Origin of the sequence: Azohydromonas sediminis, assembly GCF_003574675.1 — a bacterium.
In the GTDB taxonomy this organism is placed as follows: domain Bacteria; phylum Pseudomonadota; class Gammaproteobacteria; order Burkholderiales; family Burkholderiaceae_C; genus Calidifontimicrobium; species Calidifontimicrobium sediminis.
The window spans coordinates 1-25993 of sequence record NZ_QOAZ01000042.1 but is presented as its reverse complement, the minus strand read 5'-3'; the positions used below and the strand labels follow the sequence as shown (position 1 = coordinate 25993).

Genomic DNA, 25993 nt, shown 5'->3' with positions numbered 1-25993 from the left:
ATGCTCAAGCGGCTGATCGCCAACATCGGCGCGGCCTTGCAGCACGTTCGGTCAGCTGCGGAGCAGTTCAAGGACCTCGACCGCTGGGGCTGCCTGCTGCGCTACGTCAGCGACCGCATAGCCCCGATCGTCGGCCCACCACGACCCGCGGCTGGCCTGCCAGCGACGGGGTAACTGCCGGATTTAGGCTGACCGGCGCGCGCGTCAGCGCGTGTGCCACACCACCGGTTTGCCGGCGCTCTCCCAGCGCGCGTACTGGGCCGCGAACGCGTCCTCGATCTTGTTGCGCTTGACCTTGAAGGTCGGCGTGATCAGGTCGTTGTCGACGGTCCACGCCTCGGTCATCACGACGAGGCAGTCCATCTGCTCGTGCGGGTCGAGCGTCGCGTTGACGGCCTTCAGGTGCTCGGCCAGCGATGCCTCGAGTTCGGCCTTGCCGGCCGGCGTGGCCGCCTGCTGCGCCGCCTCGGCGCTGAGCATCACGAGGCCCAGCGGCTGGCCGAGGTTGGCACCGGTCACGCAGCAGGCCTCGATCGCGGCGTGCATCACGAGCTTGTCCTCGATCGGTGCCGGCGCGACGTACTTGCCCTTGCTCGTCTTGAACAGGTCCTTCACCCGGCCGGTGATGCGCAGCCGGTTCTTGGCGTCGATCGTGCCCTTGTCGCCGGTCTTGAGCCAGCCGTCGGGCGTGATCGTCTCGGCGGTCAGTTCGGGCTGCTTGTAGTAGCCCGTCATCGTCCACGGGCAGCGCACCTGGATCTCGCCGGTGTCGGGCGCGATGCGGCACTCGACGTCGCGGTACGGCGTGCCCACCGTGCCGAAGTCGGCCGGGTCGCCGAGCGTGATGTGGCTGGCGCCGATGTTCTCGGTCATGCCGTAGCCCTCGGCGATGTTCAGCCCGATGCGCGAGTACCACTGCAGCAACTCGACCGGCATCGGCGCGGCGCCGGCGGCGGCGAACTGGCACTGGTCCAGACCCAGCGCCGTGAGGATCTTCTTGCGCACGATGCCGCTGAGGATCGGGATCTTCAGGAACAGCTCGAGCTTCTTCTCCGGCATCTTGTGCAGCACGCCGCGCTGGAACTTGACCCACAGCCGCGGGACGCTGAAGAACACGGTGGGCCGCGCGCGCTGCAGGTCCTGCGTGAACGTGTCCAGGCTCTCGGCGAAGTAGACGCGCATGCCGGTGGCGAGCTGACCGTGCTCGACGAGCGCGCGCTCGACGACGTGCGACAGCGGCAGGTAGCTGAGCATGCGCGAGCGGTCGTTCAGCGGGATGCGCTCGAGCCCGCGGTAGACGGCGCGCGCGAAGTTGCCGAAAGTGTGCATCACGCCCTTGGGCGTGCCGGTGGTGCCCGACGTGTACATGATCGTCGACAGGTCGTCCGCGCCGCGCACCGGATGGCCCTGCAGCGGTGCGGCCTTGGCGACGATCGCGTCCCACTGCGGGTAGCTCTTCTTCGCGTCGTCGGGCGACAGCGGGTGGCTGATGCACGGCAGGCCGGCCGGCACGCCGGGCTTCATGTGCTCCCAGCCGTCGAGCTTGCCGACGAACAGCACCTTCGAGCCCGAGTGCTCGAGGATCTGCGCGATCGTCGTCGGCGCCAGCGTCGGGTACAGCGGCACCGAGACGGCACCCGCGAGCCAGATCGCGAAGTCGCTCATCATCCAGTGCGCGGTGTTCTTCGAGATGATCGCGACGCGGTCGCCGGGCTGCACGCCCAGGCCCTGCAGGTGCGTGGCCATGCGGCGGGCCTGGTCGCAGACCTCGCGCCACGTGTAGTCGCGCACGACGCCGCCGCCCATCGGCTGCGTGAAGGCCACCTTGTCGGGCGCGTTCGCTTCCCAGTGGTACAGGCGCTGCAGGGCCAGCGCGTCGTCGGTGATCGGGGTCGTCATGGTGGTGGAGCGCCCGCATCGGCGCGGGCGGGCGTCGGTACGAAGGGCCCCGAAGGTTAGCCCACCGTAACGCCAGCGTGACAAAGGGCTTTTCCGCCTGCGGCGTAGGGAGTGGCCTCTAGCCGAGGCCGTGCCGTGCGCCGGCCCGGCGGGCGGTCAGCGCCCGTGTGCGCGCGCGTCGTCGAGCTGTGCCTGCACCTTGCGTGCGGCGCGCAGCACGAGTGTCTCGTCGAGAGGCACCTGCGGCATCACGCGCTGCACGGTCGCTTCGAGCTGACCGGGGTCGGTCATCAGCGCGGCGGCGACGGCCGACAGCGCCAGCAGCGCCGAGCGCTGGACCTGTGGCGGGATGTCGCCGCCGGCCTGCACGTCGACGTGGTGGCGCACGCTGGCCACCGCCGGCGCCGCCAGTCCCCAGCTCTCGCACAGCGCGGCACCGAGCGCCTCGTGGCTGACGCCGAAGCCGGCGCGCTCGAGGCTGACGAGCTCGACGTCGGTCTTCGCGGCGCGCAGCATCGAGCGGTAGTGCTCGGGGGCGTGGCGGAACAGCACCGCCTTGCCGCATTCCTCGAACAGCCCCGCCGAGTGTGCGGCCCAGCCATCGACGCCGAGCTGCTGGCCCATGCGCCCCATGAGCATGCCGCGCAGCGACGCGCGCTGCCAGATCGGCTCGAGCTCGGGCGCGGGCGGGAACGCGGCGCGCAGCCCCATTTCGAACGTGATCGCCGACACCTCGCGCAGGCCGAGGTAGGTGATGGCCTGCTGCACCGTCTGCACCCGCCCCTTGAGCCCGTACAGCGACGAGTTGACCGCCTTCAGGACGGCGGCGGCCAGCGCCATGTCCGATTCGATCAGCGCCGACGCTGCCTGCAGATTGACGTCCTCCTCGGCCAGCAGCAGCGACAGCTTGACCAGCGCATCGGGCTGGGCGGGAATGTCGATGTCGAGGCTGCGCAGTTCGCGGGCGACGGGCACGGCACGCACCAGAGGATGGGATGGCGCCGATCGTAGGCGCGACACCGCGTCGCGGTCAGCGGAAAAAGGCGTCGTATCCGGTCTTCACGATCAGTGCGCCGACGACGACGATGAACACGCCGCGCACGAAGCCGGCGCCATGGCGCAGCGCCAGCCGCGCGCCCAGCGTGCTGCCGGCGACGTTGGCCAGCGCCGCCACGAGCGCGACGTGCCACCACACGTGTCCCTGGGCGGCGAACAGCGCCAGCGCCGACGCGTTGGTCGCCGTGTTCAGCAGCTTCGCGCTCGCCGACGCGTGCAGGAAGTCGTAGCCGAGGACGCGCACGAACAGGAACACGAAGAAGCTGCCGGTGCCGGGGCCGAAGAAGCCGTCGTAGAAGCCGACGAGCGCGCCGATCGTGACGGCCGCCGCGGTTTCGGCGCGCGCGGTCAGCCGCGGCGCGTGCACGCGACCGAGGTCCTTGCGCCGCAGCGTGTACGCGAACACGGCGGCGAGCACGAACGGCAGTGCGCGCTTCAGGCCCTCGGCGTCGACCTGCGTGACACACCATGCCCCGGCGAGGCTGCCCGCCAGCGCGGCGGCCACCGCGGGGGCCAGCGCGCGCCAGTTCAGCGTCACGCGCCGCGCGTACTGCACCGTGGCCCACGCCGTGCCCCACACCGAGCCGCCCTTGTTGGTGCCCAGCAGCGTCGCCGGCGCCGCGCCGGGGTACAGCGCGAACAGCGCCGGCACCAGGATCAGCCCGCCGCCGCCGACGATGGCATCGACGAAACCGGCGAACGCGGCCGCGCCGGCGACGAGGGCCAGGTCGATCATGCGAACGGGACGGCGGGCGACGCGGACAGGGCAACAAAAAGGCGCCGACCGGTGCGGCGCCCATCCAACGACACGACTCGCGCGCAGTATCGCGCGACCGTGGCGAACCGAAACGGTGAAGGATTCGGTGTTGTGCTGTCTCCTCAGGCCTCCGTCCAGGCACCACCTGCCCTCAGGGCGGCGGTGCTGCGAGTGGCGGGAGTCTAGGCAGACGCACGATGGCGGTCATCGGGGCTAACCCCGGTCGCGGCCGATGCCGTCGCCACGCACGATGATCCCGCCTGCGAGAGCTTGTGCTCACATCCGATCACGGGATCGCGGTGCCCAACCCGCTGGCTGCCCGTGCCAGGCACGTGGACCGAGGGGAAACCCGCAGGACGACAAAACAACACAAATCCCCCACCGACGATTGCAGCGACGTGCCCAGAACCCATAATCAGCGGGCCTGTGTCTGGATGCGGCACCTTCGCTTGAATCGTTCACGATGGGTTGAAGCTCCACCTGGTTTTTCTGAGATCGAAAGGGCTTCCCCATGGGAAATAAGCTGTACGTAGGCAACCTCGCCTACAGCGTGCGCGACGAATCGCTCAATCAAGCGTTCTCGCAGTTCGGCACCGTCACGTCGGCCAAGGTCATGATGGATCGCGAGACGGGTCGCTCGAAGGGATTCGGCTTCGTCGAAATGAGCAACGATGCCGAGGCGCAGGCCGCGATCAACGGCATGAACGGCCAGCCCCTCGAGGGGCGCGCCGTCGTCGTCAACGAGGCGCGCCCGCGCGAAGAGCGCCCGGGCGGGTACGGCGGCGGCCGTGGCGGCTACGGCGGTGGCGGTGGGGGTGGCGGCTACGGTGGCGGTGGTGGCTATGGGGGTGGCGGCGGCGGTCGCAGCCCCTACGGCCGTGGCGGCGCTGGGGGTGGCTACGGCGGCGGTGGTGGCCGCGGGGGCTACGGCGGCGGTGGCCGCGGGGGCGACCGCGGCGGCTACTGAGCCGAGCGCGCCGCGCGATGACGAAGGCACCGCCGAGCGCGGTGCCTTTTTCATTGCCCGCGCGCCGCGCCGCCGTCGAACCGGCGCGCACCGCGCCTGCGGTCAATACCGCTGCGGCCTGAGCACGCGCACGTCGCTGAGGTACATCGCCACCGCGTAGTGCGGCGCGTAGGTCGCGAGCACGTGGTCGGCGATCGCGTCGGCCACCGCCGGTTCGCAGATCAGCTTCAGCTCGATCGTGCGGTCGGCCTCCCACGCGCCCTCGCGCACGCCCTCGGCGCCGGCGCCGCGCACCTCGCCGACGGTCCACCCCTGCGCCCCGAGGCGCTGTGCGTCGCGCACGAGGGCCTTCTCGATCGCCGCCTCGGCGACGATCACGAGCAGCGTCTTCGGGTGGCGGGCGGTGGGGGTCATGTCCAGGCCTGGGCGAGTCGGATGTACAGCGGGATGCCGATCACGACGTTGAACGGGAACGTGATGCCGAGCGCCGCGGTGATCGACAGCGCCGCGTTGGCCTGCGGCACCGCGACGCGCATCGCGGTCGGCGCGGCGATGTAGCTCGCGCTGGCCGCCAGCGTCGCGACGATCGCGACGCCGCCGGTCGACAGGCCGAGCGCCACGCCGACGGCGGCGCCGAGCAGCGCGAGCAACGGCGGCGCGCCGAGCCCGACGGCCAGCACCGCTAGCCCGAAGCGCCTGACTTCGGCCAGCCGCGCGCCGGCCACCAGCCCGAGCTCGAGCAGGAACAGCGCGAGCACGCCCTTGAACGGCGTCACGAACACGGCCGCGATCGGCGCGACGCCGGCGTCGCCGGCCACGGCGCCGATCGCGAGCCCGCCGGCCAGCAGCAGCACGCTCTTGCCGAACAGCACGTCGTGCGCGAGAGCGCCCCAGCCACCGCCGCTCACCACGGCGGCCGTGGGGGCGGGCGGGGGGTCGGTCGCGGCCGTCGAGCGCCGCTGCGCCCAGCGCGCGAGCAGGATGCCGGCGACGATGCCCGGCGCCTCCATCACCGCCACCCACAGCGCCGCGTGGCTCTCGGCCTCGCGCCCGGCGCGCCCCAGTGCGGCGCTGGCCACCGCGAACGTGACGACGCTGACCGAGCCATAGTGCGCACCCACTGCCGCGGCGTCGACCGCCGGCAGCCGCAGCGCACGCAGCGCCGGGAACAGCAGGAACGGGATCGCGAAGCCCAGCGCCATGCACGCCGCGACCTGCGGCAGCAGGTCGCCCAGAGGCTGGCGGCTGAGCTCGAGCCCGCCCTTGAGCCCGATGGCCAGCAGCAGGTAGATCGACAGCGTCTCGTACAGCGCCTCGGGCAGTCGCAGGTCGCTGCCGACCAGGCGCGCGAACACGCCGAGCAGGAAGAACAGGACGACGACGTCGATCACGCGCGCCCCCTGTGCGCGCCGGCGGTCGCAGCGGCCGTCACACCGGCAGCAACTGGCCCAGCGCCAGCTTGACCAGCGTCGCCGCGCGATCGCCGTTCAGGCACACGCCATAGCGAAACGGCGCCTCGTCGCGCCCAGGAAAGCCGAAGCGCAGGTCGCCGAACACGGCGCAGCGCTCGACCCCGCCGTCGCCACCCTTGCGCTCGAGGGTCTTGACGAGCACCGGCGTGGTGGCGAACCAGCGGTAGGTGGCCAGCGCCTCGTGCTGCCAGGCCTCGCGCACCCAATCGGCGTCGCTGCCCTGGCCGAAGCGCGGCAGCACTTGCCACTTCGCCAGCGCCACCGGCTGGTACGGCGCCGAGAAGCGGCGGATGAAGTGGTCGTCGGCGGTGGCCACCAGCAGCTCGGTGCGCCGCGTGTTCAGGTGCGCGACGTGGTAGCGCTCGCCGTCGAACACCGCGACCGTCCAGTTGAACGGCGACGCCGGCCGCGGCATCGCCTCGACCTCGACGGCCGTGATGCCGGCACGCTGGGCGTGGCGGTGGCCCTCGGCGATCGCGTCGCCGCGCGCGTCCCACGCCAGCGCGACCCAGCCGCACGCCAGCGCGAGCCCCGCCACCGCCGGCCAGCGCCGGCGCGGGAACACGGCGGCGGCCAGCAGCGCGGCGATCAGCACGCCGCTGAACACCAGGTCGATGATGAACATCGCCCCGAGCCCGAAGCGCGCGTCCGACAGCGGCGCGAGCAGCATCGTGCCGAACTGCGTGATCCAGTCGCCGGCGATGTGGATCGCGATCGACGCGAGCGCGATCACGTACAGGCTCTTCCAGCCGCCGGCCTGCGCGCGTGTCAGCGCGAACCAGCGGCTCATGATCCACGCCAGCAGCGCCGCCCACAGCGGCGCGAGCAGCAGCGAGTGCGTGACGCCGCGGTGGTGCCGCAGGTAGGCCATCTCGCCGGCCCAGCCGACGACGAAGTCGATGTCCGGAAACGCTGCCGCCACCGTGCCCACGACGACCGCCTGCCACGGCGCCAGCGCCCCGGCGCGCCCGTCCCACGGCGCGCTGAAGCGCCCCACCGCCGGTGCCGTCAGCGGCGCGACGGGCGCCAGTGCCGGCGTGCGCACGCAGATCGCACGCGCGAGCAGCGCGCCCGACAGGGCGTGGGTCAGCGTGTCCATGGGGCGCGAGCATGCCGCTTCGCGCGCCGGCGTGCCGGTGGCGGGTCATTCGCGGGCTCGTCATTCGTGGCGCCGGCGCTTGCGTGCACGCCCGCGCATCAGGCGGTCGAACCACGCGTTGGGCAGCACGCGCAGCAGCTTGGCGACGATCGCCATCTGCCACGGGATCACGCGGTACGACACGCCCGCGCCGATCGCGCGGTACGCGCGCTCGGCGAACTGCGCCGCGCTCAGCAGGAACGGCATCGCGTAGCGGTTGCGCGCCGTCAGCGGTGTCGCGACGAAGCCCGGCAGCAGCGTGACGACGCGCACGCCGTACGGCCGGCACTCGACGCGCAGGCTCTCGCAATACGCGACGACGCCGGCCTTGCTCGCGCAGTACGCGCCGTGACCGGGCAGGCCGCGGATCGCGGCGACGCTGGCGATGCCCACCAGCGTGCCCGCGCGGCGTTCGCGCATCGGAGCGAGGAAGGGCTGGAACGTCGCCGCGACGCCGAGCAGGTTGACCTCGAGCGTGTCGCGCATCACGTCGAGGTCTTCGCGCTCGGCGGTGTCCATGCCGACGCTGATGCCGGCGTTGGCGATCACGACGTCGGGCAGCCCCTGGCGTGCGATGCACTCGCGCGCGGCGCGCCCGATCGCGTCGAGCTGCTGCACGTCGGCGGCATAGACGGCGCAGCGCGCGGCGTCCAGACCCTGCTCGCGCGCCCACGCCTCGAGCTGCGCGCCGCGGCGCGCGACCAGCGCCAGGCGCCAGCCGGCCTGCGCGTAGCGCAGCGCGAGCGCCTGGCCGATGCCGCTCGACGCACCGGTGATGAAGACCAGCGGCGCGGTCTTCATCGCGCCAGCCGCTGCGGCTCGAGCGTCGCGCGCAGCGGGCCCGTCAGGCGCACCGTCTGCGCGCGCTGGTCGACCTCGAGGCCGGCCGCGTCGATGCGGCTGCGCCCCTGCGTCAGCGTCACCGGCTGGTCCGAGCGCAGCTGCTGGGCCTCGACGAAGGCGTGCAGGAACTCGCCGTGGAACTCGACCGGCGCGCTGCCGTCGGCCGGCGTGTAGGTCACGTGCGCGCCGCCGCGCAGCTGCACCTCGTGGCCCTTGCCGTCGGTGAGCGCCTGCCTGGCGCTGGCCAGCGTCAGGCTGCCGTCGTCGGCCAGCGCGCGCACGCGCACGTCGTCGATCTCGATCGTGTCGCCGGGGACGAAGTGGCGCAGCCTCTGGCCCTCGATGCGCACGCGCAGCCGGCCGTCGGCGTCGAAGCGCTGCAGCAGGAAGCGCTCCATCGTGTAGTCGGGCTCGCCCGACGGCGGCGCCAACTCGCGCGGCGGCTCGGGCACCGGCGTGCTGCGCACCAGCCACCAGGTGCCCAGCGCGAGCACGGCCATCAGCAGCAGCGGCAGGTACGCGCCCACCCACTCGCGCAGCCGCCAGTGCCAGGGCTGCCTCGGCAGCGCGGCGGCGGTGCGGGGCTGCGGGGACGGCAGCATCAGCGCGCGTCGAGCGTCGTCAGGTGCCCGTGCAGCAGCCGCGCGTAGTGGCCGCCGGCCATCAGCAGCAGGTCGCAGAACTCGCGCGCCGCACCGTGCCCGCCGGCGGCGGCGGTCACGTGGTGCACCACGGCGCGCACCTCGGCGTGCGCGTTCGGCGGCGCGCACGAGAAGCCGGCGCGCGCGAGCAGCGGCAGGTCGGGCCAGTCGTCGCCGATCGCGGCGACCTCGCTCCAGTCGAGCGCGAGGCGCACGCGCACCTCGTCGGCGGCGGCGAGCTTGTCGGCAGCGCCGAACACGGCGTGTTGCAGCCCGAGGTCGGCGACGCGCCGGCGCACCGCGGGCGAGTCGCGCCCGGTGACGACGACGGGCTCGATGCCGGCGCGCGCGAGCAGCTTGAGCCCGTGGCCGTCGAGCACGTGGAAGGCCTTCAGCGTCTCGCCGGCCTCGCCCACGTACAGCGTGCCGTCGGTGAGCACGCCATCGACGTCGAAGATCGCGGCCTTCATGCCCAGCCCGGGCCCCTGCGCCTTCAGCAGCAGCTCGGGCGCGAACCGCAGCGCCGTCATCAGATCACCTTCGCGCGCATCAGGTCGTTGGTGTTGAGCGCGCCGACCAGCCGCCCGTCGCCGTCGACGACCAGCACGCTCGTGATGCGGTGCTGCTCCATCAGCGCCGCCGCGTCGACGGCCAGCGCGTCGGCGGCGACGGTGCGCGGACGCGCGTGCATCACCTCGCCGGCCAGCAGCCCGCGCAGGTCGCCGCCCTTCTCGATCAGGCGGCGCAGGTCGCCGTCGGTGAAGATGCCCTGCACGCGGTCGTCGTCGTCGACGACGGCGGCAAAGCCCAGCCCCTTGCGCGACATCTCGTGCAGCAGGTCGGTGAACGGGGTGTCGGGGCGCACGCGCGGCAGCGCGTCGCCGGTGCGCATCAGGTCGCCGACATGCACGAGCAGCCGCCGGCCGAGCGCGCCGCCGGGGTGCGAGCGTGCGAAGTCGTCCTCCTTGAAGCCGCGCGCGTCGAGCAGCGCCACCGCCAGCGCGTCGCCGAGCGCGATCTGCGCCGTCGTGCTCGCGGTGGGCGCCAGGTTCAGCGGGCAGGCCTCCTGCTCGACCGCGCTCGACAGCACGATGCTCGCGTGGCGCGCCAGCGTCGAGTCGGCGCGGCCCGTCATCGCGATCAGCGTCACGCCCTGACGGTGCAGCAGCGGCACGATGACGTTGAGCTCGTCGCTCTCGCCCGAGTTGGAGATCGCCAGCACGACGTCGTGCGGCGTGACCATGCCGAGGTCGCCGTGGCTGGCCTCGGCCGGGTGGACGAACATCGCCGGCGTGCCGGTGGAGGCCAGCGTCGCGGCGATCTTGCGCCCGACGTGGCCGCTCTTGCCCATGCCCATCACGACGACGCGCCCGCGGCAGGCCAGCATCGCCTGCACCGCCTGCACGAACGGCGGTCCCAGCCTCGCCTTGACGCCGGCCAGCGCGGCGGCCTCGATGTCGAGCGTGCGCGCGGCCAGCTGCAGCACGCGGGTGGCGTCGACGGTGGGGGCGGTGGGCATGGTGCGGGGGCGGCCGCAAGGCGACGCGGCGCTCACTTACGATCGCGGCATTCTAGGTGTCGCCCCATGCCGGCGGCACCGACGCGCATCGCATGGCCACCACGCTCGACCTCGTGTTGCTGTACCTCGTCGCCGCCGTGGCCGGGGTCGTCGTCTGCCGCTCGCTGAAGCTGCCGCCGATGCTCGGCTACCTGGTGGTCGGCGTCGTCATCGGCCCCAACGCGCTGGCGCTGGCCAAGGACTCGGCCGGCGTGCGCTACCTCGCCGAGTTCGGCGTCGTGTTCCTGATGTTCGTCATCGGGCTCGAGTTCAACCTGCCCAAGCTGCGCAGCATGCGCACGCTGGTGTTCGGGCTGGGCATGAGCCAGGTCGTGCTGACGATACTGGGCACGCTCGCCGGCCACGTGCTGCTGTGGTGGATCTACTCGTTCACCACCACGCCGTGGCAGCTCGGCTGGCAGGGCGCCGTCGTGCTCGGCGGCGCGATGGCGATGTCGAGCACCGCCATCGTCGCCAAGCTGCTCGCCGAGCGGCTCGAGCTCGAGAGCGAACACGGCCGCCGCGTGATGGGCGTGCTGCTGTTCCAGGACCTCGCCGTCGTGCCGCTGCTCGTGCTGATCCCGGCGCTCAACGCCGAGCCCGAGCGGCTGGTGATGGCGATCGGCCTGGCGGTGCTCAAGGCCGGCGCGCTGCTCGCGCTGCTGCTGACCGGCGGCCAGAAGGTCATGCGCTGGTGGCTCACGCTGGTGGCGCGGCGCAAGAGCGAGGAGCTGTTCATCCTCAACCTGCTGCTGATCACGCTGGGCTTGGCGTGGCTGACCGAGCACGCCGGGCTGAGCCTGGCACTCGGCGCGTTCGTCGCCGGCATGCTGGTGGCCGAGACCGAATACAAGCACCAGGTCGAGACCGACATCCGCCCGTTCCACGACGTGCTGCTCGGGCTGTTCTTCATCACGATCGGCATGAAGCTCGACTGGCGTCCGGTGCTCGACCAGTGGGGCCTCGTGCTGCTGCTGACGACGCTGCCGGTGCTGGCCAAGGCGGCGCTGGTGGCCGCGCTGGCGTGGCTGTTCCGCGCGCCGCCCGGCGTCGCGCTGCGCACGGGGCTGTACCTGGCGCAGGCCGGCGAGTTCGGCTTCGTGCTGCTGACGCTCGGCGCCGACCAGCGGCTGATCGACCCGCAGTGGGTCAGCCCGGTGCTGGCGAGCATGGTGCTGTCGATGCTGGCCACGCCGTTCATCGTGATGTGGGCCGACCGCATCGTGATGCGGCTCGTCGGCTCCGAATGGCTGATGCAGTCGGTGCAGCTGACCAGCATCGCGAAGAAGGCGATCCAGACCGAGGCGCACGTGATCATCTGCGGCTACGGGCGCAGCGGGCAGAACCTGGCGCGGCTGCTCGACAAGGAGGGCATCCCCTACATGGCGCTCGACCTCGACCCCGACCGCGTGCGCCAAGCTGCTGCCGCCGGCCACAGCGTCGTCTTCGGCGACGCGGCCAAGCTGCGCAGCCTGATGGCCGCGGGCCTCGCGCGCGCGAGTGCGGTGGTCGTCAGCTACCACGACACGCCGTCGGCGCTGCGCATCCTCGCGCTGGTGCGCGAGCACGCACCGCACGTGCCGGTGCTGGTGCGCACGATCGACGACAGCGACCTCGAGACGCTGCGCGCCGCCGGCGCGACCGAGGTGGTGCCCGAAGCGATCGAGGGCTCGCTGATGCTGGCCAGCCACACACTGGCGCTGGTGGGCGTGCCGATGCGCCGCGTGATCCGCCTCGCGCGCGACGCGCGCGACGCGCGCTACAGCCTGCTGCGCGGCTACTTCCACGGCGCCGACGACGACACCGTCGACGAGCTGCAGCAGCCGCGGCTGCACACGCTGAACCTGCCCGCCGCCGCGGCGAGCCTCGGGCGCCGCATCGGCGAACTCGCGCTCGAGGCGATCGGCGTGCAGGTGGTTTCGGTGCGGCTGGCGTCGGGCCAGGTCGTCGCCGCCGACGACGGCCACGTCCTCGGCGCCGGCGACACGCTGGTGCTCGCCGGCCGCCCCGAGACGCTGGCGCTGGCCGAGCAGAAACTGCTGCGCGGCTGAGGGCGCGCCGGCGGCGTGCAGCGCCGATCACGCCAGCCCGGCCGGGGCGTGCAACGGGGCCCGCCGGTACAATCAGTGCCTCACGCGCCCGTAGCTCAGCTGGATAGAGTACTGCCCTCCGAAGGCAGGGGTCGGACGTTCGAACCGTCTCGGGCGCGCCAAGCCAATCTCGCCACACGTCGTGCGACGCCTGCCGCCGCGTCGCCGGCGTGTCAGTCGCCATGACCACCCGCCCCCTCGACCTCGCGCTGCAAGGCGGCGGCTCGCATGGCGCGTTCACGTGGGGCGTGCTCGACCGGCTGCTCGACGACGAGCGCATCCGCATCGCCGCCGTCAGCGGCACCAGCGCCGGCGCGATGAACGCGGTGGCGCTGGCCGCGGGCTGGGTGGCCGACGGGCGGCGCGGCGCGCGCGAGTCGCTGCGCCGCTTCTGGGCACGCGTGGCCGAGGGCATGCACCTCGCGCGCTGGGCCGAGGGCTGGATGGGCGCCAACCCGGCGGCGATGCTCGCCGCGCCGCCGCCGCTGCATGCGGCGTGGGAGATGGCCAGCCGCTGGTTCGCGCCGGTGGCCGCGGCCGACGACGGCAACCCGCTGCGCGCCGTGCTGGCCGACACGGTGGACTTCGACGCGGTGCGCCGCTGCCGCGACATCCAGCTGTTCGTCGGCGCGACGCACGTGCAGACCGGGCGGCTGCGCGTCTTCCGCGGGCCGGAGCTCACGGCCGACGCGGTGCTCGCGTCGGCGTGCCTGCCGATGCTGTTCCCGTCGGTCGTCATCGACGGCGAGGCGTACTGGGACGGCGGCTACATGGGCAACCCGCCGCTGCTGCCGCTGCTGGCCGAGTCGCCGACGCTGGACCTGATGCTGGTGCAGGTGCACCCCGAGCGGCGCAAGGCGCTGCCCGAGGGGCCGGCCGCGATCCTCGACCGCGTCAACGAGATCACGTTCCACGGCAGCCTCGTCAAGGAGCTGCGCTCGCTGGCGATCCTGCGTCGGCTGATGCACGACGAGGGCGTGGCCGGCGCGCAGTGCCGCTCGCCGCTGTTCCGCAAGGCCGACGCGCTGCGGCTGCACCGCATCGAGGGCGGCGAGCGGCTCGACGGGCTCGACGCGCCGCAGCCGTTCGAGTCGCCGTGGCAGCACCTGCTGGCGCTGCACCGCCAGGGCCATGCCGCGGCCGACGAGTGGCTGCGCGAGCGCTTCACGCACCTGGGCCGGCACGCGACGGTGGACCTGCTCGCCGAGTACCTGCACCCCGACGAGCTCGGCGCCGACGGCGGCGCCGGCGGCAAGGGCGACGTCAGCGCCCGCCGCTGACGTCGACGACGGCGCCGGTCACGTAGGTGGCGTCGTCGCCGAGCAGCCAGACGATGGCCGCGGCCACCTCGTCGGCGCTGCCGGCGCGCTGCATCGGCACGCTGGGCGCGAGTTCGCGCGCACGGTCGGGCTGGCCGCCGCTGGCGTGGATCCCGGTGTCGATGATGCCGGGGCGCACCGCGTTGACGCGGATGCCCTCGGCGGCCACCTCGAGCGAGAGGCCCTTCGTGAAGGTGTCGATCGCGGCCTTGCTCGCCGCGTAGTCGACGTACTGGTTCGGCGAGCCCAGCCGCGACGCCGCGCTGCCGACGTTGACGATCGCGCCGCCCGCGCCGCCGTGGCGCGTGCTCATGCGCCGCACGGCCTCGCGCGCGCACAGGAACGGGCCGACGACGTTGGTCGTGAACATGCGCTGCAGGCGCGCCTCGCTCATCTGCTCGACGCGCTGCGCGACGTCGACGACGCCGGCGTTGTTGACCAGCCCGTGCAGCGCGCCGAACTCACGGTCGGCGGCGTCGAACAGCGCCAAGACGCCGGCCTCGGTGGCCACGTCGGCGATCACGACGAGCGCGCGGCGGCCGGCGGCGCGCACGTCGGCAGCGACGGCCTCGGCCGCGGCGGCGTCGCGCCGCGCGTTGACGACGACGTCCCATCCGGCACGCGCGGCACGGCGCGCGGTGGCCGCGCCGATGCCGCGGCCGGCACCGGTGACGATCAGGACGCGGGGGGCCAGGGCGTTCATCGTGCGAGCATAGCCCCGGGGCGGCCCCGAGGCTCGCGCATGCGGGCCTTCGGTACAGTCACGGGCTCGCGCCGTACGCGCAACCCGACACCCGCAAGGAGACCCGCATGCTGCATCGTCGTCACGTCCTCATTGCCGGTGCCGCGACGCTGGCCGCGCCGGCCGTGCTGCGCGCGCAGGCACTCGAGAAGCCCAAGGCGACGATCGCAGTCGGCGGCAAGAACCTGCTCTATTACCTGCCGCTGACGGTGGCCGAGCAGCTCGGCTACTTCAAGGACGAGGGGCTGGACATCAGCATCGTCGACTTCGCCGGCGGCGCGCGCGCGCTGCAGGCGGTCGTGGGCGGCAGCGCCGACGTCGTCTCGGGCGCGTTCGAGCACACCGTCAACATGCAGGCCAAGGGCCAGTTCATGCGCGCCTTCGTGCTGCAGGGGCTGGCGCCGCAGATCGTGCTCGGCGTCAACCCGAAGACGATGGCCGACTTCAAGACGATCGCCGACCTCAAGGGCAAGAAGATCGGCGTCACCGCGCCGGGCAGCTCGACCAACGTGATGGTCAACTTCCTGCTCGCGAGGGCGGGGCTCAAGCCTAGCGACGTGGCCATCATCGGCGTCGGCGCGAGCCAGGGCGCGGTCGCGGCGATGACCAGCGGCCAGATCGACGCCATCAGCAACCTCGACCCGGTGATCACGCTGCTGCAGCGCGGCGGCAACCTGAAGATCGTCTCCGACACGCGCGACCCGAAGGAGGCCGAGCGCGTGTTCGGCGGGCCGATGCCCGCCGGCTGCCTGTACGCGCCGCAGGCCTTCCTCGACAAGAACCCGAACACGGCACAGGCGATGGCCAACGCGATCGTGCGCGCCGACAAGTGGATCCAGCAGGCCGGCCCCGGCGACATCATCAAGGTGGTGCCCGAGAGCTACCTGCTCGGCGACCGCGCGGTCTACATCGACGCCTTCCTCGCCGCGAAGAAGGCGCTGTCGCCCGACGGCACGATCCCCGACAAGGGCCCCGACACCGCGCTGCGCGCGCTGGCCAGCGTCGACCCGAAGATCGGCGAGGCCAAGCTCGACCTGAAGGCCGTCTACACGAACGACTTCGTCAGGAAGGCCAACGCGAAGTACCCGAAGGGCTGAATCGGCCGCGGGCGGGAGCCGACGTGAGCGTGCTGATCTCGCCGCCGGCGCTCGAGCTCGCCGGCGTGTCGTGCACCTTCGTCAGCAAGGACGACCCCGGCCAGCGCTACACCGCCGTGGCCGACGTCGACCTGACGGTGGGCGCGGGCGAGTTCGTCAGCGTCGTCGGCCCCACCGGCTGCGGCAAAAGCACGCTGCTCAACGTCGCCGCCGGGCTGCTCGCGCCGAGCACCGGCAGCGTCAAGGTGTTCGGCCAGCGGCTCGATGACCGCGTGGCGTTTCCCGACGGCATCAACACGCGCGCCGGCTATATGTTCCAGGCCGACAGCCTGATGCCGTGGCGCACGGCGCTCGGCAACGTGATGGCCGGCCTCGAGTTCCGCGGCGCCCCCGACGCGAAGGCCATCGCCGAGGACTGGCTGCGCCGCGTCGGCCTCGGCGGCTTCGGCGACCGCTACCCGCACCAGCTCTCGGGTGGCATGCGCAAGCGCACGAGCCTGGCGCAGACGCTGGCGCTCGACCCCGACATCATCCTGATGGACGAGCCGTTCTCGGCGCTCGACATCCAGACGCGCCAGCTGATGGAAAACGAGGTGCTCGCGCTGTGGGCCGGCGACGGCGGCGAGCGCCGGGCCGCCCCAGGCGCGCCGCCGCCCCCCGCGGGGGGCGGCCGCGCAGCGGCCGGGGGCTCACGCGCTCGGAAGGCCGTCTTGTTTATCACGCACGACCTCGACGAGGCGATCGCGATGAGCGACCGCGTCGTCGTGATGTCGGCGGGGCCCGCGTCGCGGCCGATCGGCGAGTTCGCGATCGACATCCCGCGCCCGCGCGACGTCGCCGAGGTCAAGGTCACGCCGCGGTTCCTCGAGCTGCACGCCGCGATATGGGCCGTGCTGCGCGAGGAGGTGCTCAAGGGTTACGAACAGCAGCTGAAGAAGGCGGCCTGAGCCGCCCGCGACCGCCGCGCCATGTGGAAGCACCTCCAGCCGACCCCGAAGACGCTGCGCCTGTGGCAGGTGGGCCTGCTCGCGGCGGTGTTCGCGTTCTGGCACCTCATGACGACGCCGGGGCTGGTGCCGCCGTTCATGTTCGAGAACGATCGGCAGGCGGCGTTCTTCTTCGGCGAGCCGCTCAAGATCTTCGCGCGCATCTGGGCCTGGTTCGTCACCGACGCCGACATCTACCGCCACCTGTGGGTCACGCTGGTCGAGACGCTGCTGGCGTTCGGCATCGGCGCCGTCACCGGGCTGGCGGCTGGGCTTTGGCTGGCGCTCAGCCCGATGGCCAGCGCGATCCTCGAGCCCTACATCAAGGCCGCCAACTCGATGCCACGCATCATCCTGGCGCCGATCTTCGCCGTGTGGTTCGGGCTGGGCATCGCGAGCAAGGTCGCACTCGGCGTCACGCTGGTGTTCTTCATCGTGTTCTTCAACGTCTACCAGGGCGTCAGGGAAGTGAGCCCGGTGGTGCTGGCCAACGCGCGCATGCTGGGTGCGACGCGCAAGCAGCTGCTGCGTCACGTCTACCTGCCGAGCGCGACGAGCTGGGTGTTCAGCTCGCTGCACACGTCGGTGGGCCTGGCCTTCGTCGGCGCGGTGGTCGGCGAGTACCTCGGCAGCTCGCAGGGCGTGGGCTACCTGATCCTGCAGGCCGAGGGCACGTTCGACATCAACACCGTGATGGCCGGCATCCTCGTGCTCACCGCGTTCGCGCTCGTGCTCGACGCGCTGGTCGGGCGCATCGAACGGCGGTTGATGAAGTGGCAGCCGAAGACGGGCGAGACCGAGAAGCTGTAGGCTGTGCGCCTGAAGGTGCCATCATGCCCGTCGCCCGCCGAACCCTGCTCGCCGCCGCCGGCGCGGCCGCGGTGCCTTTGCGGCTGAGCGCGCAGGCCGCGCCACCGTCGGCGGCCGAGGTCGCCGCGCGCGAAAAGGCCGCGCCGCCGCTGCCCGCCGTCGGCACCGCGCTCGCGGTGCCGGCGGTCGACTTGCTCGACGGCACGCGCTTCGAGCCCGAGCAGGTGCGCGGCCGCGTGCTGGTGCTGTACTGGTGGGCCAGCTGGTGCCCGTTTTGCGCGCTCGTGACGCCGCACGTCGCCAAGCTGTGGCACGCGCAGCGCTCGCGGGGTCTCGCGATGCTGACGCTGTCGATCGACCGCAAGGCCGACGACGCGCGCGCGTACCTGCGCAAGCACGGCTATGACTTCCCGACGGCGCTGGTGACGCCCGAGTTCCACAAGGCGCTGCCCAAGCCGAAGGGCCTGCCGATCACGATCGTGCTCGGCCGCGACGGCAAGGTCGTGCAGGCCGAGTCCGGGCAGCTGTTCCCCGAGGACGTCGAGGCGCTGGCGCGGCACCTCGGCTGACGCCGCGTCAGGTCAGCCGGTACACGTCGAGGATCACGCGCCGCGCCTCGCGCTGGCCGACGGCGATCGCGATCGTCTTGTTCAGGTGCAGCCACGCCGGATGACCGGTGGTGAAGCGCATCACGGTGCGGAACACGTACTCGTCGGGCCGCACCGCCTCGCCGGCGGCCAGGCGTGCCATGACCTCGGGCGGGCCGTGGCGCAGGCCGGTGCTCTGCACCTCGACCAGCGCGCCGTCGGCAAGCCGCAGCACGTAGTGCGCGGCGATGTCGAGCGCACCGTCGGCGCGCGCGACCTGCCAGTCGGCGCCGCCTTCGACGATCGTGCCGTTGAGCTCCGGACCCTCGACGGTGCCGCCGCCCAGCGGCACGACGCGCCGCTCGCCGTAGGGGCCGGCGCCGAGGCTGACGAGCGCGTCGACGTCGCAGGTGATGCGCGCCATCGGCACCAGCGACGGCGGCGGGGGCAGCGTGGCGCTCACTTCGCGGTCGGCATCGTGAACTCGGCGCCTTTGCCGATCGACGCCGCCCAGCGCTGCATCACGCTCTTTTGCTTGGTGTAGAAGCGCACGCCTTCCTCGCCGTAGGCGTGCATGTCGCCGAACAGGCTCTTCTTCCAGCCGCCGAAGCCATGCCACGCCATCGGCACCGGGATCGGCACGTTGACGCCGACCATGCCCGCCTGCACGCGGCGTGCGAACTCGCGCGCGACGTTGCCGTCGCTCGTGAACACCGCGACACCGTTGCCGTACTCGTGGTCGTTGACGAGCTGCAGCGCCTCGGCGAAGTCCTTCGCGCGCACGCACGACAGCACCGGGCCGAAGATCTCTTCCTTGTAGATGCGCATCGCCGGCGTCACGTGGTCGAACAGCGTGCCGCCGGTGAAGAAGCCGCCCTCGTGCCCCGGCACCTTCAGTCCGCGGCCGTCGACGACGAGCGTCGCACCCTCTTTCACGCCGAGCTCGATGTAGCCCTCGATGCGCTCGAGCGCCTGACGGGTGACGATGGGCCCCATCTCGGCGTCGAGCTCCATGCCGTTCTTGACCTTCAGCGCCTTCGCGCGCTCGGCGAGCTTCGGCATGATGCGCTCGCCCACGTCGCCGACCAGCACCGCGACGCTGATCGCCATGCAGCGCTCGCCGGCCGAGCCGTAGGCGCTGCCGATGAGTGCGTCGACGGCCTGGTCGAGGTCGGCGTCGGGCATCACGACCATGTGGTTCTTCGCGCCGCCGAGCGCCTGCACGCGCTTGCCGTGGCGTGCGCCGGTTTCGTAGATGTACTGCGCGATCGGCGTCGAGCCGACGAACGACACCGCCTTCACGTCGGGGTGCTCGAGCAGCGCGTCGACGACGACCTTGTCGCCCTGTACGACATTGAACACGCCGTCAGGCAGCCCGGCCTGCTGCAGCAGCTCGGCCATGAACAGGCTCGGGCTCGGGTCGCGCTCGCTGGGCTTGAGGATGAACGCGTTGCCGCACGCCAGCGCGAGCGGGAACATCCACATCGGCACCATGCACGGGAAGTTGAACGGCGTGATGCCGGCCACCACACCCAGCGGCTGGCGCAGCGTCCAGTTGTCGATGCCGGTCGAGACCTGGTCGGTGTAGTCGCCCTTGAGCAGCTGCGGCGCGCCGCAGGCGAACTCTACGATCTCGATGCCGCGCGTGACCTCGCCCTGCGCGTCGGTGAACACCTTGCCGTGTTCGGCGGTGATCATCGCCGCCAGCGTGTCGCGGTGCTGGTTGAGCAGCGCGAGGAAGGCGTTGAGCACGCGCGCACGCCGGATCGGCGGCGTGTCGGCCCAGGCCGGGAACGCGGCCTGCGCCGCGGCGACGGCGGCGCGCACGTCGTCGGCGTCGCCGAGCAGCACCTGGCGCGCGACGCGGCCGGTGGCGGGGTTGAACACATCCTGGCGGCGCGCGGCGCGGCCGGGCACGGTGCGGCCACCGATCCAGTGACCGACGTCGGAGGTGGCGGTGAAGGCTTCGGGGGCACCCATGGCGGCTGGCTCTCGCTGACTCGTTCGATACGGAGGAGTTGGCAGTCTAGACCGAAGGCGGGCCGGGCACCCGGCGCGGCCCATCGCCGCTGCGGGTCCGGCAAAAAAAGAGCCCGCCGGGAGGGCGGGCTGTCAAGTCCTCGGGTGAGGACGTCGTTGGGACCGGAGCTCGGCCGCCGCGCGTGCGGCGGCACACGAAACGTGACGCAATGTAAGGGCCGACGAGCCGTCCCAGCCACCCCGCGAGCACGGGTAGCCGCCGAACGGCAGCTGTCGCCCGCCGGGCGGCACGCTGCACCGACAATGTGGCGATGGACGCCCCACCGTTGTCCGATGCCGAGATCGACGAGCTGCAACGCCGGCTCGACGCGCTGCCGCCGCCGCTCGAGCCGCTGGACGTGACGATGCTCGACGGCTACCTCGCCGGCGTGCTGCTGCAGCCGCGGCCGGTGCCCGCCGCGCAGTGGCTGCGCTTCGTGCACGACAGCGAGGGACGCGAGCCGCCGCAAGGCCTGTCGCTCGAGCGAGTGCACACTCTGGTGCGGCGCCGACACGCCGAACTCGACCGCGCGATCGCGCGGCGCAACTGGTTCGACCCGTGGGTCTACGAGCTCGACGACGACGCGACGCCGTCGCAGACGGTGCTGCCGTGGGTCGCCGGTTTCGCATTGGCGATGGCTCACTTCCCGGCGTTGATGGCGCTCGACGGCGCGGCGCTGACCGAGCCGCTGGCCGTGCTGTATCAGCACCTCGACCCCGATGACCTCGAAGACGCCGACGAGCTGCTCGCCGAGATCGAGACGCTCGAGCCGCCGCGCGACCTCGCCGAGGCGGTCGAGGGGCTGGTCAACAGCACGCTGCGGCTGGCCGACGTGTCGCGCCCGCGTTCCGAGCCGCGCCGGCCTGCCGCGAAGCGCACCCGCCGGCGCTGAGTACCACTCAGGCGGCCACCGGCACCGCCCGGCGCGTGCGCGCCGGCACGTCGCCGCAGAAGCCGAACGCGACATCGGGCCGCTTGCCGCTCATCAGCAGCGCCAGCGCCCGGCCCGAGCCGGCGCCGTGCGTCCAGCCGAGCGTGCCGTGCCCGGTGTTGAGCCACAGGTTGGCGATGCGGCTGCGGCCGATGTAGGGGATGTTGGTCGGCGTGCTCGGCCGCAGGCCGGCCCAGAAGCGCGGCGCGCTCGTGTCGGCGACGCCGGGGAACAGCTCGTCGTAGCGCCTGACGAGCGCCTGGCAGCGCACGCGCGCGGTCGGGCTGTCGAGCGAGGTGTCGTAGCCGGCCATTTCGGCGGTGCCCGCGATGCGCACCTCGTCGCCCAGGCGCGAGATTGCGACCTTGCGCGAGTCGTCGAGCAGGCTCACGGTGCTCGCGCGGTCGGGGTGCTTGAGCCGCAGCGTCGCCGAGTAGCCCTTGGCCGGGTAGACGTTCAGGCACTCGCCAAGCGGGCGCAGCAGCGGCGCGGTGAACGACCCCATCGCGGCGACGTAGTGGTCGGCGGTGAGCGTGCGCACACGTCGCGTCGCGCGGTCGCGCACGCGCACGCCGGCGACGCGGCCGCCGGACGGCTCGAAGCCGAGCACGTCGTGGCCGTAGAGGAAGGTCGCGCCACGCTGCGCGCACAGCCGCGCAAGCTGTTGCGTGAACACGCGCGCGTCGCCGCTCTCGTCGCTCGGCGTGTAGGTGCCGCCGGCGATGCGCGCGCCGAAGGCGGCCAGCGCCGGTTCGACCTTCAGCACCTCGTCGCGCGTGAGCACGCGGCGGTCGACGCCGTGGCGGCGCATCAGCTCGGCGGCGGCGGCGCCGGCGTCGAATTCGGCCGGCGTCGAGAAGAAGTGCAGGATGCCGCGCTCGAGGCGGTGGTACTCGATGCCGGTGCGCGCGACCAGCGCCTTCAGTGCCTCGTGGCTGTAGCGGCCGAGCGCGACGAGCTGCGCGACGTTGCGCTCGAACGCGGCGTCGGTGCACTGCGTGAGGAAGCTCAGCCCCCAGCGCCACTGGTGCGGGTCGAGCCGCGGGCGGAACAGCAGCGGCGAGTCGTCGCGCAACAGCCACTTCGCGACTCTCAGCGGCGCCTCGGCGTTCGCCCACGGTTCGCAGAAGCTCACCGAGATCTGCGCGCCGTTGGCGAAGCTGGTCTCGAGCGCGGCGTCGTCCTGGCGGTCGACGACGGTCACCTCGTGCCCTTCGTCGAGCAGGTGCCAGGCGGTGCTGACGCCGATGATGCCGGCGCCGAGGACGATCACTTTCATCGCGGGCTCCAATGGTCGCGTGGACGCCGATTCTGGGAGGGGCCGCCGGAGAATTTTCATTTATTCATGAATATCACTTTGTATTAGCATCGCTAATGTGCGCGACATCGACCCGGCCAGCCTCGACTGCCTCGCGGCGCTGGCCGACGAGGGCAGCTTCGACAAGGCGGCGGCGCGGCTGGCGATCACGCAGTCGGCGGTGTCGCAGCGGCTGCGCGCGCTCGAGGCGCAGGTCGGGCAACCGCTGGTCGTGCGCTCGCGCCCGCTGGCGCTGACCGCGGCCGGCAAGGTGCTGCTGCGCTTCGCGCGGCAGTGGCACGCGCTGCGCGCCGACATGGCGCGTGAACTGGGTGCCGCCGCGGCCGGTGCGCGGCTGCCGATCGCCGTCAACGCCGACAGCCTCGCGACCTGGGTGCTGCCGGCGCTCGACGACGTCGTGCAGGCCGGGCTGCGCGAGGGGTACGGCCTCGAACTCGTCGTCGACGACCAGGACTTCACGCACGAGTGGCTGCGTCAGGGGGCGGTGCTCGGCTGCGTGACGACGGTCAGCGAGGCGCTGCGCGGTTGCGCGCTGCGGCCGCTGGGCGTGATGCACTACACCGCGGTCGCGAGCCCCGCGTTCGTGCGCGCGCACCTGCCGCGCGGCCTCGCGCGCGACAACTTCGCGCGCGTGCCGTTCCTCGTCTTCAACCGCAAGGACGACATGCAAGCGCAGTGGGTATCGCGCGCGTTCGGCGTCGCGGCGCCGCGGCTGCAGGAGCGCTACGTGCCGTCGAGCGAGGCCTACGTGTGCGCCGCCGTGATGGGCTGGGGTGTGGGCGTCGCGCCATGGATCCAGGTGCGCGACGCCGTCGCGCGCGGCGCGCTGGTGGCGATCGCGCCGGCCGTCACGGTGCCGGTGGCGCTGTACTGGCACCAGTGGCAGTTCGGCGCGGCCGATGCGGCCGGCGCACCGAGCCTGCTCGATCGCATCGGCACGGCGCTCGAGCGCGGCGCGCTGGCGGCGCTCGGCGCGGCAGGGTCAGTCCCTGGAGCCGGCACGGCCTGAACCGCGCGGCGACGCCGGCACCACGGGCGTGGCGGGTGCCGCGTCGGGCGCCAGTGGCACCGGGCGACCGAGCACCAGCGGCACCAGGCCGTCGCGCGTCGCACCCGCACCGCCGAGCGCGAGCCATAGCGCGCTCGCCACCGCCGCGGCGACGGTCAGCCAGGTCAGCGTGGTGAGCGCGCGGCGGCCCATTGGTCGTGCAGCAGGGTGAAGGCGAGGGGGCGATGCACGGTGCGTGCCGGCTGCGCACGCGGGCGGCTTGTGCGATTGGCACGACATCGCGCGACCCGCGGCACTGCGTCGCGTGAACTGTGGCGCAGCCGGCGCCCTGATCCGGCCGCCGAAACGCCACGTTACGCCTGACACTTCACGGCAAGGATCCACCCGTTTCCGCGCAAGGAGGCCCCGATGCCGCAGCCGACCCCGAGCACCGCCTGGTGGCAGAAGCTGCGCGCACGGCGCGCGGCGCCCGGCGTCCCCGATGCCGCCGAGATGGGGACGGCCTTCGGGCTCGAGATGACCCTGCCGCCGCTGGCGACGGAACCGGTGCGCCCGGCCCCCGCGCCGCGGCGCGCGTGGTGGGCGCGCGCCCGCCGGCGCTGATTGGCCGAAGACGCGGCAGTCGCTGCACAGACTCCGCGTCTGAATCGGCACGCGCAAGGTCGCATTGTGACCTCACCGGTTACAATCGCGCGATGGCTCGGGTGTCATTCCGGCAGCAGATGCTGCAAGCGCGCGAAGACGCGATCGTCGCGGCCGTCAATCGGCTGCTGGCCGAGAAAGGTTTCGAGGCGATGACGGTCGACGAGGTCGCGGCCGAAGTCGGCATCGCCAAGGCCAGCCTGTACAAGCACTTCCCGTCGAAGGAGGAGCTCGCCGCAGCGGCGATGGTGCGCGTGCTGCACCGCGCGCGGGCGTTCCTCGACAGCGACGCGGTGCGTGCGCTGCCGAAAGCGGCCGACCGCCTGCGCGCGATCACGCGCTGGGCGATGCAGTTGCAGCTGGCCGGCGAGATGCCGTCGCTGCCGGCACAGAACTCGACGCTGCGCACCGCGCTGCTGCAGCACCGCGAGTACCTCGACAGCCTGAGCGACGTCAGCGAGCGCATCGGCGAGACGATCGTGCAGGCCCAGCGCGACGGCGACATCGACCCGCGGCTGCCGCCCGAGGTCGTGCTCTACACGCTGTACGCGCGCGCGTGCGATCCGGTCGTCTCGCTGCTCAAGAGCACCGGCCAGTACGACGACGAGCGCATCGTCGAGCTCGTCCTGAGCACCTGCTTCGACGGCTTGAACGCGCGCTGAGTGCGCCGGCGCGCACGCCGGCGCACGTGCACGCCCTCAGCGCACCAGCAGCACCGGCGTCTTGCAGTTGGCCAGCACCTTTGTCGCGACCGAACCCATCACCAGGTTCGCGATCGTGCCGTGGCCGTGCGAACCCATCATCAGCAGGTCGAAGCGGCCCTTCTCGGCCATCGCGGCGATCGTGTCGGCCGCGTGGCCGACCTTGTAGACGAACGTCGCTTCGATGCCCTGCTTCTTGAAGAAGGCGCGGATCGGCCGGAACACCTTCTCGGCTTCTTCCTCGTAGTACGACTTCAGCACGTCGCGGTCGAGGACGGCGGCCGCACGCGGCGGCACCGCGGGCACGGTGTGGATCAGCGTGTACTGCTGCGTCGGTCCGAGCCATTCGTCGTGCGCGGCCAGGTAGGCGAGCATGCGCTTCGTGTACGGGCTGCCGTCGACGGCGACCAGGATCTTCATGGCGTGGGCTCCTCGCTGAGTGGTTCGGGGGACTTCTGCGGCGGCCCGCAGTGTGACACGGCGCCGCACCGGTGGGGCGCTGCCGCGTGCCGGTCAGGCGAGGTCGATCAGCCGCTGCCCGTCGAAGTCCTCGCACTCGCCCTTGACGCCAATGCCGCGGGCATTCGACACGACGCGCGTCGGCGCCGCGTCGGCGTGCGTGACGAGGTAGTCGAAGCGCCGGTGCACGTGCCCGTGGATCCACAGGTCGACGCCGCGCATCAGGGCGTCGTCGGCGTTGCAGAAGCTCGCCGTCGACGGCTGCATGCCGTAGCGCGGGTCGAGGCTGCGCAGGCTCGGCGCGAAGTGCGTGACGACGACGGTGCGCTCGCCCGGCTGCGGCGGCTCGGCCAGTGCGTACGCGAGCCAGCGCCGGCACGCGAGCGCCTCACGGCGCACCGCCGTCGCGTCGAACAGCGCGCCGTGCCGGCGCGCACGCATCACGTTGGCGAAGTAGGTCGCGGCGCGCACGCAGCGCTCGCGCTCCTTCGGGCCGAAGACGTCGAAATCGCTCCAGCGCACCGTGGCGAGCAGGCGCAGCCGCGTGCCGTCGGGCGCGGTCCAGCGCCAGGTCTCGCGCTCGACCAGCGTCAGGCCGAGGGCGGCGCAGCGCTCGCGCAGCGCCGGCCACGCCGTCTCGAGGTCGCGGCCGTCGAACTCGTGGTTGCCGGCGACGACGACGACCGGCACCGGCCAGCCGGCGAAGCGCTCGTGGCCGAGCCAGGTGCTGTCGATGTCGCCGGCCAGCACCAGCAAGTCGGCGCCCGGCGCCGGCTGCGGGTCGAAGGCTTCGCTCTCGAGGTGCAGGTCCGACAGCAGCTGGATGCGCATCGCGCGCAGCCGGGCGCGCGCCCGGCCTCAGAGGCTGAGAGGCAATTGATCGCCGCAGACGCCCGTCGGGTTGGCGTCAGGGCCAGAGGAACGAACGTCACGCGGCGCTGCTGCGCGGGT

At 72.5% G+C, this 25993-nt stretch carries 28 protein-coding genes and 1 tRNA gene; 12 read left to right on the top strand and 17 right to left on the bottom strand.

Going from position 1 to position 25993, the window contains the following annotated elements; translation table 11 throughout:
* Positions 1-204 precede the first annotated feature (204 nt).
* The 3 genes from DRV96_RS16085 to DRV96_RS16075 form a co-directional block, all read right to left on the bottom strand.
* Complete coding sequence (locus DRV96_RS16085; RefSeq protein WP_119293011.1) at positions 205-1899, bottom strand: AMP-binding protein; 1695 nt, start codon at positions 1897-1899, stop codon at positions 205-207.
* Positions 1900-2055: 156 nt separating this feature from the next.
* Complete coding sequence (locus DRV96_RS16080; RefSeq protein ID WP_119293019.1) at positions 2056-2874, bottom strand: HDOD domain-containing protein; 819 nt, start codon at positions 2872-2874, stop codon at positions 2056-2058.
* A 55-nt stretch (positions 2875-2929) separates the two neighbouring features.
* The gene (locus DRV96_RS16075; RefSeq protein ID WP_119293009.1) at positions 2930-3691 is read right to left on the bottom strand and encodes a sulfite exporter TauE/SafE family protein; all 762 of its coding nucleotides are present in this window, start codon (positions 3689-3691) and stop codon (positions 2930-2932) included.
* 532 nt (positions 3692-4223) lie between these two features.
* On the opposite strand from DRV96_RS16075, the gene DRV96_RS16070 reads away from it, so the two are divergent.
* The gene (locus DRV96_RS16070) at positions 4224-4679 is read left to right on the top strand and encodes an RNA recognition motif domain-containing protein (protein WP_119293006.1); all 456 of its coding nucleotides are present in this window, start codon (positions 4224-4226) and stop codon (positions 4677-4679) included.
* Positions 4680-4781: 102 nt separating this feature from the next.
* Here the strand turns inward: DRV96_RS16070 and DRV96_RS16065 are convergent, their stop codons facing one another.
* Genes DRV96_RS16065 through DRV96_RS16035 form a run of 7 tightly spaced genes read right to left on the bottom strand, consistent with a single transcriptional unit; the run spans position 4782 to position 10292 of the window.
* Positions 4782-5093, bottom strand: a complete 312-nt coding sequence (locus tag DRV96_RS16065) for a P-II family nitrogen regulator (RefSeq protein WP_119293004.1) — start codon at positions 5091-5093, stop codon at positions 4782-4784.
* A complete protein-coding gene (locus DRV96_RS16060) occupies positions 5090-6070 on the bottom strand; it encodes a sodium-dependent bicarbonate transport family permease (protein WP_119293002.1) in 981 nt (326 codons plus the stop codon). The genes DRV96_RS16065 and DRV96_RS16060 overlap by 4 nt, the downstream gene beginning before the upstream one ends.
* Positions 6071-6107: 37 nt before the next feature.
* Positions 6108-7250, bottom strand: a complete 1143-nt coding sequence (locus DRV96_RS16055; protein WP_119293000.1) for a metal-dependent hydrolase — start codon at positions 7248-7250, stop codon at positions 6108-6110.
* Positions 7251-7310: 60 nt separating this feature from the next.
* Positions 7311-8090 carry an SDR family oxidoreductase gene (locus DRV96_RS16050; protein WP_119292998.1) on the bottom strand — a complete coding sequence of 260 codons (780 nt, stop codon included), beginning with the start codon at positions 8088-8090 and terminating at the stop codon, positions 7311-7313.
* On the bottom strand, positions 8087-8734 hold the full coding sequence (gene lptC / locus DRV96_RS16045; RefSeq protein ID WP_119292996.1) for an LPS export ABC transporter periplasmic protein LptC: 648 nt from the start codon (positions 8732-8734) through the stop codon (positions 8087-8089). Before lptC ends, DRV96_RS16050 begins: the two co-directional genes overlap by 4 nt.
* Positions 8734-9303: a KdsC family phosphatase gene (locus DRV96_RS16040; RefSeq protein WP_119292994.1), complete on the bottom strand. Its 570-nt coding sequence runs from the start codon at positions 9301-9303 to the stop codon at positions 8734-8736. The genes lptC and DRV96_RS16040 overlap by 1 nt, the downstream gene beginning before the upstream one ends.
* Positions 9303-10292 carry a KpsF/GutQ family sugar-phosphate isomerase gene (locus DRV96_RS16035; protein ID WP_119292992.1) on the bottom strand — a complete coding sequence of 330 codons (990 nt, stop codon included), beginning with the start codon at positions 10290-10292 and terminating at the stop codon, positions 9303-9305. The genes DRV96_RS16040 and DRV96_RS16035 overlap by 1 nt, the downstream gene beginning before the upstream one ends.
* Positions 10293-10384: 92 nt before the next feature.
* Here DRV96_RS16035 and DRV96_RS16030 point away from each other — a divergent pair, with 92 nt between their 5' ends.
* The 3 genes from DRV96_RS16030 (at position 10385) to DRV96_RS16020 (ending at position 13701) form a co-directional block, all read left to right on the top strand.
* On the top strand, positions 10385-12382 hold the full coding sequence (locus DRV96_RS16030) for a monovalent cation:proton antiporter family protein (protein WP_119293017.1): 1998 nt from the start codon (positions 10385-10387) through the stop codon (positions 12380-12382).
* A gap of 84 nt (positions 12383-12466) precedes the next feature.
* A tRNA-Arg gene (locus DRV96_RS16025) sits at positions 12467-12543 on the top strand.
* 60 nt (positions 12544-12603) lie between these two features.
* Complete coding sequence (locus DRV96_RS16020) at positions 12604-13701, top strand: patatin-like phospholipase family protein (RefSeq protein ID WP_119292989.1); 1098 nt, start codon at positions 12604-12606, stop codon at positions 13699-13701.
* Here the strand turns inward: DRV96_RS16020 and DRV96_RS16015 are convergent.
* Positions 13685-14443, bottom strand: coding sequence for an SDR family oxidoreductase (locus tag DRV96_RS16015; protein WP_119292987.1), 759 nt, complete (start codon positions 14441-14443; stop codon positions 13685-13687). The genes DRV96_RS16020 and DRV96_RS16015 overlap by 17 nt on opposite strands.
* Positions 14444-14550: 107 nt before the next feature.
* Between DRV96_RS16015 and DRV96_RS16010 the strand changes: the two genes are divergently transcribed.
* From DRV96_RS16010 to DRV96_RS15995, 4 genes are read left to right on the top strand one after another with little or no spacing between them, the layout of a single operon-like run.
* Positions 14551-15579 carry an ABC transporter substrate-binding protein gene (locus DRV96_RS16010; RefSeq protein ID WP_119292985.1) on the top strand — a complete coding sequence of 343 codons (1029 nt, stop codon included), beginning with the start codon at positions 14551-14553 and terminating at the stop codon, positions 15577-15579.
* Between the two features lie 35 nt (positions 15580-15614).
* The gene (locus DRV96_RS16005; protein WP_119293015.1) at positions 15615-16526 is read left to right on the top strand and encodes an ABC transporter ATP-binding protein; all 912 of its coding nucleotides are present in this window, start codon (positions 15615-15617) and stop codon (positions 16524-16526) included.
* 21 nt (positions 16527-16547) lie between these two features.
* Positions 16548-17375: an ABC transporter permease gene (locus DRV96_RS16000; RefSeq protein ID WP_119292983.1), complete on the top strand. Its 828-nt coding sequence runs from the start codon at positions 16548-16550 to the stop codon at positions 17373-17375.
* A gap of 23 nt (positions 17376-17398) precedes the next feature.
* Positions 17399-17944, top strand: coding sequence for a TlpA family protein disulfide reductase (locus DRV96_RS15995; RefSeq protein WP_119292981.1), 546 nt, complete (start codon positions 17399-17401; stop codon positions 17942-17944).
* Between the two features lie 7 nt (positions 17945-17951).
* Here DRV96_RS15995 and DRV96_RS15990 read toward each other — a convergent pair whose 3' ends face one another.
* Positions 17952-18425, bottom strand: coding sequence for a DUF3237 domain-containing protein (locus tag DRV96_RS15990; RefSeq protein ID WP_235823441.1), 474 nt, complete (start codon positions 18423-18425; stop codon positions 17952-17954).
* The gene (locus DRV96_RS15985; protein ID WP_119292978.1) at positions 18422-19942 is read right to left on the bottom strand and encodes a CoA-acylating methylmalonate-semialdehyde dehydrogenase; all 1521 of its coding nucleotides are present in this window, start codon (positions 19940-19942) and stop codon (positions 18422-18424) included. The genes DRV96_RS15990 and DRV96_RS15985 overlap by 4 nt, the downstream gene beginning before the upstream one ends.
* A gap of 311 nt (positions 19943-20253) precedes the next feature.
* Between DRV96_RS15985 and DRV96_RS15980 the strand changes: the two genes are divergently transcribed.
* Complete coding sequence (locus DRV96_RS15980) at positions 20254-20874, top strand: YecA/YgfB family protein (RefSeq protein ID WP_119292976.1); 621 nt, start codon at positions 20254-20256, stop codon at positions 20872-20874.
* A gap of 7 nt (positions 20875-20881) precedes the next feature.
* Here DRV96_RS15980 and DRV96_RS15975 read toward each other — a convergent pair whose 3' ends face one another.
* Positions 20882-22192 carry a D-amino acid dehydrogenase gene (locus DRV96_RS15975; protein WP_119292974.1) on the bottom strand — a complete coding sequence of 437 codons (1311 nt, stop codon included), beginning with the start codon at positions 22190-22192 and terminating at the stop codon, positions 20882-20884.
* 97 nt (positions 22193-22289) lie between these two features.
* Between DRV96_RS15975 and DRV96_RS15970 the strand changes: the two genes are divergently transcribed.
* Positions 22290-23240 carry a LysR family transcriptional regulator ArgP gene (locus DRV96_RS15970; protein ID WP_119292972.1) on the top strand — a complete coding sequence of 317 codons (951 nt, stop codon included), beginning with the start codon at positions 22290-22292 and terminating at the stop codon, positions 23238-23240.
* On the opposite strand, the gene DRV96_RS15965 is transcribed toward DRV96_RS15970, so the two are convergent.
* On the bottom strand, positions 23214-23432 hold the full coding sequence (locus tag DRV96_RS15965) for a hypothetical protein (protein WP_119292970.1): 219 nt from the start codon (positions 23430-23432) through the stop codon (positions 23214-23216). The genes DRV96_RS15970 and DRV96_RS15965 overlap by 27 nt on opposite strands.
* Before the next feature lie 216 nt (positions 23433-23648).
* Between DRV96_RS15965 and DRV96_RS15960 the strand changes: the two genes are divergently transcribed.
* Together DRV96_RS15960 and DRV96_RS15955 are read left to right on the top strand one after the other, a co-directional pair.
* A complete protein-coding gene (locus DRV96_RS15960; protein ID WP_119292968.1) occupies positions 23649-23843 on the top strand; it encodes a hypothetical protein in 195 nt (64 codons plus the stop codon).
* 92 nt (positions 23844-23935) lie between these two features.
* A complete protein-coding gene (locus DRV96_RS15955; protein ID WP_119292966.1) occupies positions 23936-24544 on the top strand; it encodes a TetR/AcrR family transcriptional regulator in 609 nt (202 codons plus the stop codon).
* Between the two features lie 36 nt (positions 24545-24580).
* On the opposite strand, the gene DRV96_RS15950 is transcribed toward DRV96_RS15955, so the two are convergent.
* Positions 24581-25003, bottom strand: a complete 423-nt coding sequence (locus DRV96_RS15950) for a universal stress protein (RefSeq protein WP_119292964.1) — start codon at positions 25001-25003, stop codon at positions 24581-24583.
* Between the two features lie 93 nt (positions 25004-25096).
* Positions 25097-25873, bottom strand: a complete 777-nt coding sequence (locus tag DRV96_RS15945) for a metallophosphoesterase (protein ID WP_119292962.1) — start codon at positions 25871-25873, stop codon at positions 25097-25099.
* Between the last annotated feature and the right edge of the window lie 120 nt (positions 25874-25993).